At 72.6% G+C, this 7,138-nt stretch carries 7 protein-coding genes; all 7 read right to left on the bottom strand.

Annotation, left to right across the window (positions count from 1 at the left end):
- Nucleotides 1-24: 24 nt before the first annotated feature.
- From asnB to OG570_RS28850, 7 genes are read right to left on the bottom strand one after another with little or no spacing between them, the layout of a single operon-like run.
- On the bottom strand, nt 25-1,995 hold the full coding sequence (asnB, locus tag OG570_RS28880) for an asparagine synthase (glutamine-hydrolyzing) (protein WP_326952295.1): 1,971 nt from the start codon (nt 1,993-1,995) through the stop codon (nt 25-27).
- A gap of 5 nt (nt 1,996-2,000) precedes the next feature.
- Complete coding sequence (locus OG570_RS28875; protein ID WP_247051087.1) at nt 2,001-2,267, bottom strand: acyl carrier protein; 267 nt, start codon at nt 2,265-2,267, stop codon at nt 2,001-2,003.
- Nucleotides 2,260-3,825 carry a thioesterase domain-containing protein gene (locus tag OG570_RS28870; RefSeq protein WP_326952294.1) on the bottom strand — a complete coding sequence of 522 codons (1,566 nt, stop codon included), beginning with the start codon at nt 3,823-3,825 and terminating at the stop codon, nt 2,260-2,262. Before OG570_RS28870 ends, OG570_RS28875 begins: the two co-directional genes overlap by 8 nt.
- A 17-nt stretch (nt 3,826-3,842) precedes the next feature.
- A complete protein-coding gene (locus OG570_RS28865) occupies nt 3,843-4,502 on the bottom strand; it encodes a nitroreductase family protein (protein ID WP_326950860.1) in 660 nt (219 codons plus the stop codon).
- Entirely contained in the window at nt 4,499-5,275 is a 777-nt protein-coding gene (locus OG570_RS28860; protein WP_326950861.1) for an AfsR/SARP family transcriptional regulator, read from the bottom strand. The genes OG570_RS28865 and OG570_RS28860 overlap by 4 nt, the downstream gene beginning before the upstream one ends.
- A 28-nt stretch (nt 5,276-5,303) precedes the next feature.
- The gene (locus OG570_RS28855; RefSeq protein ID WP_326950862.1) at nt 5,304-5,510 is read right to left on the bottom strand and encodes an acyl-CoA carboxylase epsilon subunit; all 207 of its coding nucleotides are present in this window, start codon (nt 5,508-5,510) and stop codon (nt 5,304-5,306) included.
- On the bottom strand, nt 5,507-7,099 hold the full coding sequence (locus tag OG570_RS28850; RefSeq protein WP_326952293.1) for an acyl-CoA carboxylase subunit beta: 1,593 nt from the start codon (nt 7,097-7,099) through the stop codon (nt 5,507-5,509). Before OG570_RS28850 ends, OG570_RS28855 begins: the two co-directional genes overlap by 4 nt.
- Nucleotides 7,100-7,138 lie beyond the last annotated feature (39 nt).

The following is a 7,138-nucleotide window of genomic DNA, read 5'->3' as shown; positions in this document are numbered from 1 at the left end:
GGGAATCCTCGTCTTCCGTGCCGGTCAGGCCGGCAGAACGCTGGTACGGCGGTCGACCACGCGCAGTCCGGCGCGCAGCGGCCCGCGATCCAGGGCCTGCCCGCGGACGAACCAGTGGTGCAGCCAGAACAGCGACGCCAGCAGGGTGAACGCCTGGTTCTCCTTGGTGCCGATGCGTTCGGCGGGGCCGTCGAAGACCCGGTCGACGAGCGCGCGGGCGAACCGCGTGTCGAGGACGCCGATCGCGTCGAGCGTGGCCTGGTCGGTCAGGGTGTCGCGGTAGTCCGGCCACGCGCGCACGAAGGCGGCGCTGTCCGTGGCGCGGTAGGGGAACTTGCCCTTGGCGACGACCCGTTCCGGCAGCACGTCGGCGTAGGCGCGCTTGAGGAGGTACTTCTCGTCGAACGGGTCGCCGAAGCGGTGGTTGACCGACGCGGCCAGCCGCACGACCGCCGGGTCGAGGAACGGGCAGCGGTTCTCGACGCCGTGCCCGAGCGTCATCCGGTCGCCCTGGGTGGAGAGCAGGTAACCGGCCAGCAGCGTGCGGAACTCCAGCCACTGCGCCTTCTGCACCGCGCCGAGATCCGCGTAGCCCGGCTCGTCGGCGACCAGCCGCTGGGCCGCGTCGAACGGCGCGCCCGCGTCACGCAGCAGCCGGGCGGCGAAGCGGCCGTTCTGGAAGCGCATCTGGTGCGAGAACAGCCCGGGCAGGTGTTCCTCCGTGAACTGCCGGTACAGGCCCAGCATCCGCTTCGGCGCGCCTTCGCCGGAAAAGTGCGGCAGGTACGGGTAGATCCGCGCGATCCGGTCGAGCCGGGTCCGCTCGTCGAGGTCGTGCCACGCATCCAGCAGCAGCGCGTCCTTGAAGATGCCGTAGCCGAGGAACGCCTCGTCCGCGCCCTCGCCGCTGAGCACCACCTTGATCCCGGCCGCCTTCACCTGCTCGGCGAGCAGGTACATCGGGACGAACGCGGTGCGGAACGCGGGCACCTCGGCGTGCTTCACCGCGGCCGGGAACGCCTGGACGACGTCCTGGTCGCGGACGCGCACGGCGTGGTGGCGGGTGCCCAGCTCGCCGGTGACCGCGGCCTGCTCGGCGGACTCGTCGACGACGGCGTCCTCGAACTCCAGGGAGAACGTGCGCAGCGGCGCGGCCTGCCGGCTCGCGGCGAGGTGCGCGATGATCGAGGAGTCGAGCCCGCCCGAGACGTAGACGCCGACCTCGACGTCGCTGCGCAGCCGGACGTCGACGGCGGCCGCCAGCTCGGCGCGGACCCGCTCGATCGCGTCGTCTTCCGACTCCGGCGCCGGGCCGGGCTCCAGATCGAGGGTGGCCCAGCGGCCGCGTTCGACGTCGTCGCCGCGCAGGCACAGGTACTCCCCCATCGGCACCTGCTCGATGTCGCGGTAGCCGCTCTGCGCGGGCAGCGGCGTCCAGGTGGCGAAGATCGACGCCAGGTGCTCGGGGTCGAAGGAGAACCGGAAGCCGGGGTAGGCCAGGAAGGCCTTCATCTCGGAGGCGAACAGCCACGCGCCGTCGTGACGCGCCACGAACAGCGGGCGCTTGCCGTACCGGTCGCGGACCAGCGTGAGCTCGTCGGCCAGGGAGTCGTAGACGGCGAACGCGAAGGCGCCGTTGAAGCGCGACAGGCAGTCGCGGCCCCACGTGAGCCAGGCCTGCAGCACGACCTCGGTGTCGGAGTCGGTGCGGAACCGCGCGCCGAGCCGCTGCAGCTCGCGACGGAGCTCGCGGTAGTTGTAGAGCTCGCCGTTGTAGCAGAGCCACCAGCGGCCGTCGGCGCTGCCGACGGGCTGGGAGCCGCTCGCGAGGTCGATGATGCTGAGCCGGACCGTGCCCATCACGAGCTTGTCGTCGAGGTAGCAGCCGGCCTCGTCCGGGCCGCGGTGCTCGATCTGACGCAGCAGGCCCGCGATCAGGTCCCGGTCGTCCCCGGGCGGACGCCCACTGCCGTAGACGCCGGCGATTCCGCACATGCCGGTTACCGGCCGTCCGCGCTCGGGACGGCGCTCGCCTCGACGAACTCGACGATCGCGCGCAGCGACACGAGCACCGAGTCGAGCATGTCCTCGCCCAGTTCGACGCCGTAGCGCTCGTGGACGTGGTTCATCAGCGAGATGTAGCCGAACGAGTCGAGCACCCCGGCCTTGAAGAGATCGGTGTCCCCGGTGATCTCGTCGCCGAACCGGAACAGCGCCTCGTCCTCCAGGTAGCTCTGCAGCTCGGCGGTCAACGTCGCGTCAGGCATGGGGTGCTCCCTCGATCAGTCCGGCCAGTCCGGCCCAGTGCTCGCGGATGAAGAAGTGGTCGCCGGGCAGCCGGTGGCGCTCCAGCGGCTCGGTGGTTTCGCGCTGCCACGCGCTGATCTCGGCGTCGCTGAACGGCTCGCGGTCGCCGGTGACCACGGTGATCGGCACGTCCAGCGGCGGCTCGTCGTCGTGGACGTACCGGCCGAGGACGGTGAAGTCCGCGCGCAGCACGCGCTCGTAGTGCGCCATCAGGTCCTCGAACTGCCGCAGCTGCGCCGGGACGCCGCCCAGCTGGTCGAGGTGCGCCCAGAACGCGTCGCCGGTGAGGCGCCAGGTGTCCCGCTCGCGGCTCGGCACGGCAGGCCCGCACTCGCCGGAGACGACGAGCCGCACCGGCGCGGGCAGGCCTTCGGCCCGCAGCCGGCGGCAGAGCCGGAACGCCAGCCGCGCGCCGAGGCTGTGGCCGTAGATCGCGTACGGCTCGCCGACGTGGTCCCGCAGCTGGTCCATCAGGTCGGCGACGACGGCGTCGGCGTCGGCCAGCAGCGGCTGCGCCACCCGCCGGCCGCGGCCCGGCCGTTCGAGCGCCACGACGTCCAGGTCGCGGGTGTGCTCGGCCAGGGCGCGGTAGGCGTTTTCGTCGCCCCCGGCGTAGGCCACGGTGAACACGCGGCGCGGTTTCTCCGGCGCCGCCAGGGGTGTGTCGATCTGCCGGACCATCCGGGTCAGCACTCCTTCCCCGCCGATTTCGCGGAAGTTCGCCGCCGGGCGCCGGCGCAGCACCGCGCGGACGCTGTCGGCCCAGCGCACGGTCCCGGCGATCTGGTCGCCGAGCGTCCGGGCGATGTCGCCGTCGCGGTACGGGCGCGCGGTCACGTTGGCGATCACGGTCCCGGCCAGCGGCGCGAACCGGAACCCGCGCAGGAAGGCGGCGAACTCGTCCCGCGCGGCGCGCATGTACCGCGAGTGGAAGGCGGCCGAGACCCGCAGCGCGGCGACCCGGATGCCCCTCCCCGAAAGCGTTTCGCGCGCCCGGTCGATGTCGGCCGCCGGTCCGGACAGGACGTTCTGCGCCGGGGTGTTGCGATTCGCCACGTCCAACGTGGACAGTTCTTGCTCGGCGAGCACCTCGGCGAGTTCCGCTTCGGACGGCCCGACGACGGCCAGCATCGCGCCGTCGCGTTCGGTGGCCATCAGCGCCGCCCGCTGGGCGACGAGCTTCAGGCCCGTCTCGAAGTCGAACGCGCCCGCGGCGAGCAGCGCGTTGTACTCGCCGAGGCTGTGCCCGAGCAGGACGTCGGCCGCCGGCTCGCCGCGGTCGAGACCGTCCCAATAGGACAGAGCGTTGACGACGTAGAGCGCGGGCTGGGTGTAGCGGGTGTCGTCGAGGCGGCCGTCGGGGTCTTCGAGGCACAGCCGGGTGATGTCGTAACCGAGGACGTCACCGGCGAGGGCGACGTGCTCGGGGTAGCGGTCGAACAGGCCCGCTCCCATCCCCTTGGCCTGGGTTCCCTGGCCGGGGAAGAGCGCGACGCTCGTGCGGTGGGCGACCGGCATGACTCCTCCGGATCTCTTCAGGACAGCGGGTTTCCCCAGGTGTCGAGGAACGCGACCGACTCCAGGGGCTGACGGGCCGGGCGCCGGAAGTCCGTCGTGGTCGTGTACGCGACGGGCAGCAGGCCGACCTGGGCGACGTCCGCCGGCAGGCCGAGGATCTCCGCGGCTTCGGCTTCGCGCCGCAGGTGCAAAGTCGTCAGCACGGTGCCGAGGCCGCGTGATCGCAGCGCGAGCTGGAAGCTCCACACCGCGGGGTAGATGCCGCCGTAGAACGACGTCGCCTCGACGTGCCCCGACGGCCGCGGCCCCTGCACGCACGGCACGACGAACACCGGGACGCGGTCGATCACGTCGATCAGGTGCTGCACCGAGCCGACCATCCGGCGCACGGCCGGCACCGCGGCCGCCGCGCCGAGCTGGGCGCGGACCCCGGCCAGGTACTCGCGGCCGACGTCGCGGAACAGCCCGCCCAGCCGCGCGCGCCGGCCGGCGTCCCGGACGACCAGCCAGCGCCAGGACTGCTGGTTGCCCGGCGACGGCGCGTAGGTGCTCAGCCGCAGGCAGGTCGCCAGCACGTGCGGCTCGACCGGGCGGTCGAGGTCGAGCTTGCGGCGGACCGCGCGGGTGGTGCTCAGGACGTGGTCGACGCTCGCGGTGTCGACGGTCGCGGTGGTCATCGGCCCTCCAGCGCGGGGGTGCGGGTCTGGCCGGTCAGCACGATCTGGTGCAGCCGGCGCAGCTCGTCCGACGGGTCGAGGCCGAGCTCCTCGTTCAGCACGCGGCAGGTGTGCCGGTACGCGCTGAGCGCGTCGGCGCGGCGGCCGGCCCGGTTGAGCGCGGAGACGAGCTGGTGGTGGAAGCGCTCGCGCAGCGGGTAGCGGCGGATCAGGGCCTGCAGCTCCGGGATCACCTCGGGCAGGTGCTCCTGCTCGAGGTCGGCCTGGACGCGCAGCTCCAGCGCGGCTTCGCGCAGGCCCTCCAGCCGGACGGCCTCGGCGTCCAGCGACGGACCCTGGCGCACGTCGGCGAGCGCGGCGCCGTGCCACATCGCGAGGGCCTCCTCCATCTTGCGGGAGGCTTCGGCGGCGTGGCCGGCGTCCAGCACCACGCGGCCCTCCCGCACGACCTGCTCGAAGCGGCGGGCGTCGATGGCGTCCGGGTCGACCGACAGCAGGTAGCCGTTGGTGACGGTGGCGAGGACCTTGGTGCCGCAGCCGACGTGCTCGGCCAGCTGCTTGCGCAGGTGGTAGACGTAGGTCTGGATGGTCCCCACGGCCGACTTCGGCGGCCGCTGCGGCCAGAGCTCGTGGATGATGCGGTCGATGCCGACGGCGCTCGGGCTCTCGAGCGCCAGCAAGGCGAGGACCTGCCTGATCTTGGTGGACGTCGTGCGGACCTCCCCGCGCGGGCTTTCCACGCGCAGGGGTCCGAGCAAGCTGAGTTCCAGCATGGGAATCTCCTCGGTCTCCTCGGCCGGGCTACCGGCGCTGAACGGGGCGGCGGGGTGCTCGTCCCGAGCTCCACATGCCCGGCGGCCGGTAGACGCGGTCGTCGGGTCCCCAGGCCGCGGCGGCCCGAGCCGGGAACGGGGGCGGTTCCCGGCGCAAAGACGTGATCACCGCGAGCAGCGCCGCCAGTTCCGCGTCGTCGGGCGCGCCCCGCGTGATCACCACCGGCGGGGTCATGTCGGCGGGTTCCCGTGCTTGCGCTGCGGCAGCTGCGCGTGTTTCGAGCGCAGCGTCCCCAGCGCGTCGATCAGGATCCGCCGGGTGTCGGCCGGGTCGATCACGTCGTCGACGAGCCCGCGCTCGGCCGCGTAGTAGCCGTGCATCAGGTTCGTCCGGTACTCCTCGATCAGCTTCGCCCGCACCGCGTCCGGGTCCAGCGCCGCGTTGATCTCCTTGCGGAACACCACGTTCGCCGCGCCCTCGGCGCCCATCACCGCGATTTCGTTGGTGGGCCAGGCGAAGGACAGGTCACAGCCGATCGAGCGGGAGTCCATCACGATGTAGGCCCCGCCGTACGCCTTGCGCAGGACGACCTGGACGCGGGGCACCGAGGCGTTGCAGTAGGCGTAGAGCAGCTTCGCGCCGTGCCGGATGATGCCGCCGTGCTCCTGGTCGCTGCCGGGCAGGAACCCCGGGACGTCGACCAGGGTGACGAGCGGGATGCTGAAGGCGTCGCACATCTGCACGAACCGCGCGGCCTTCTCCGACGCCGGGATGTCCAGCACGCCGGCCAGCACGGCGGGCTGGTTGGCGACGACGCCGACCACGTGCCCGTCCAGCCGGGCCAGCCCGCAGATGACGTTGCGCGCCCAGGACGCGTGCACCTCGAACAGCTCGCCGTCGTCCACGACCTCTTCGACGACCGCGCGCATGTCGTAGGCCTGTGCGACGTCGGCGGGCACCAGGTCCAGCAGCCGCTCACAGCGCCGGTCCGGCGCGTCGGAGGGCTCGACCGACGGGGCCAGCTCGCGGTTGTTGGCCGGCAGCAGCGAGATCAGGTACCGGACGTCTTCGAGGCACTCTTCCTCGGTGTCGTGGACGAACCCGCTCGCGCCGGACACGGTCGCGTGCACCGCGGCCCCGCCGAGCTGCTCGTGGGTGATCTCCTCGCCGGTCACCGAGCGGACGACGTCCGGGCCGGTGATGTACATCTGCGCGATGCCGCGCACCATGAACACGAAGTCCGTCAACGCCGGCGAGTAGGTCGCGCCGCCGGCGCACGGGCCGAGCATCACGCTGATCTGCGGGATCACCCCGGAGAACCGGACGTTGCGCTCGAAGATCCCGCCGTACCCGGCCAGCGCCGTGACGCCTTCCTGGATGCGGGCGCCGGCGCCGTCGGACAACGAGACCAGCGGGGCGCCCGCCGCACCGGCCATGTCCATCAGCTTCTGGATCTTCGCCGCGTGCGCCTCCCCCAGCGAGCCGCCGAAGATCCGGAAGTCGTGGGCGTAGGCGAAGACCGTGCGGCCGAAGACCGTCCCCCAGCCGGTGACGACGCCGTCGGTCGCGGGACGGCGGTGCTCGAGCCCGAACCCGGACGAGCGGTGGTGCCGGAAGCGCTCGATCTCGTGGAACGAACCGGCGTCGAACAGCAGCGCCAGCCGGTCCCGCACGGTCAGCTTGCCCTTGGCGCGCTGGATGCGGGTCGCGTCCGGGGACGGGCCGTCCTCGGCGCGCCGCCGAGCGGTGTTCAGCTCGCCGACGAGGGCGCGCAGGTCGCGAACGGCGGCCGGGGGTGTCGTGGGTTCGTCGATCGTCGTCATCGGCGGGCCCCCGGGAAAACGCTTTCCCGACCCCTCGGG

Origin of the sequence: Amycolatopsis sp. NBC_01286, assembly GCF_035982555.1 — a bacterium.
GTDB lineage: Bacteria > Actinomycetota > Actinomycetes > Mycobacteriales > Pseudonocardiaceae > Amycolatopsis.
This window is presented reverse-complemented; position numbering and strand designations above follow the sequence as displayed.

Coding starts and splice junctions, on each gene's coding strand:
- OG570_RS28870 (WP_326952294.1), bottom strand. CDS start 3,825: ATGCCGGTCGCCCACCGCACGAGCGTCGCGCTCTTCCCCGGCCAGGGA.
- OG570_RS28860 (WP_326950861.1), bottom strand. CDS start 5,275: ATGCTGGAACTCAGCTTGCTCGGACCCCTGCGCGTGGAAAGCCCGCGC.
- OG570_RS28865 (WP_326950860.1), bottom strand. CDS start 4,502: ATGACCACCGCGACCGTCGACACCGCGAGCGTCGACCACGTCCTGAGC.
- OG570_RS28855 (WP_326950862.1), bottom strand. CDS start 5,510: ATGACCCCGCCGGTGGTGATCACGCGGGGCGCGCCCGACGACGCGGAA.
- asnB (WP_326952295.1), bottom strand. CDS start 1,995: ATGTGCGGAATCGCCGGCGTCTACGGCAGTGGGCGTCCGCCCGGGGAC.
- OG570_RS28875 (WP_247051087.1), bottom strand. CDS start 2,267: ATGCCTGACGCGACGTTGACCGCCGAGCTGCAGAGCTACCTGGAGGAC.
- OG570_RS28850 (WP_326952293.1), bottom strand. CDS start 7,099: ATGACGACGATCGACGAACCCACGACACCCCCGGCCGCCGTTCGCGAC.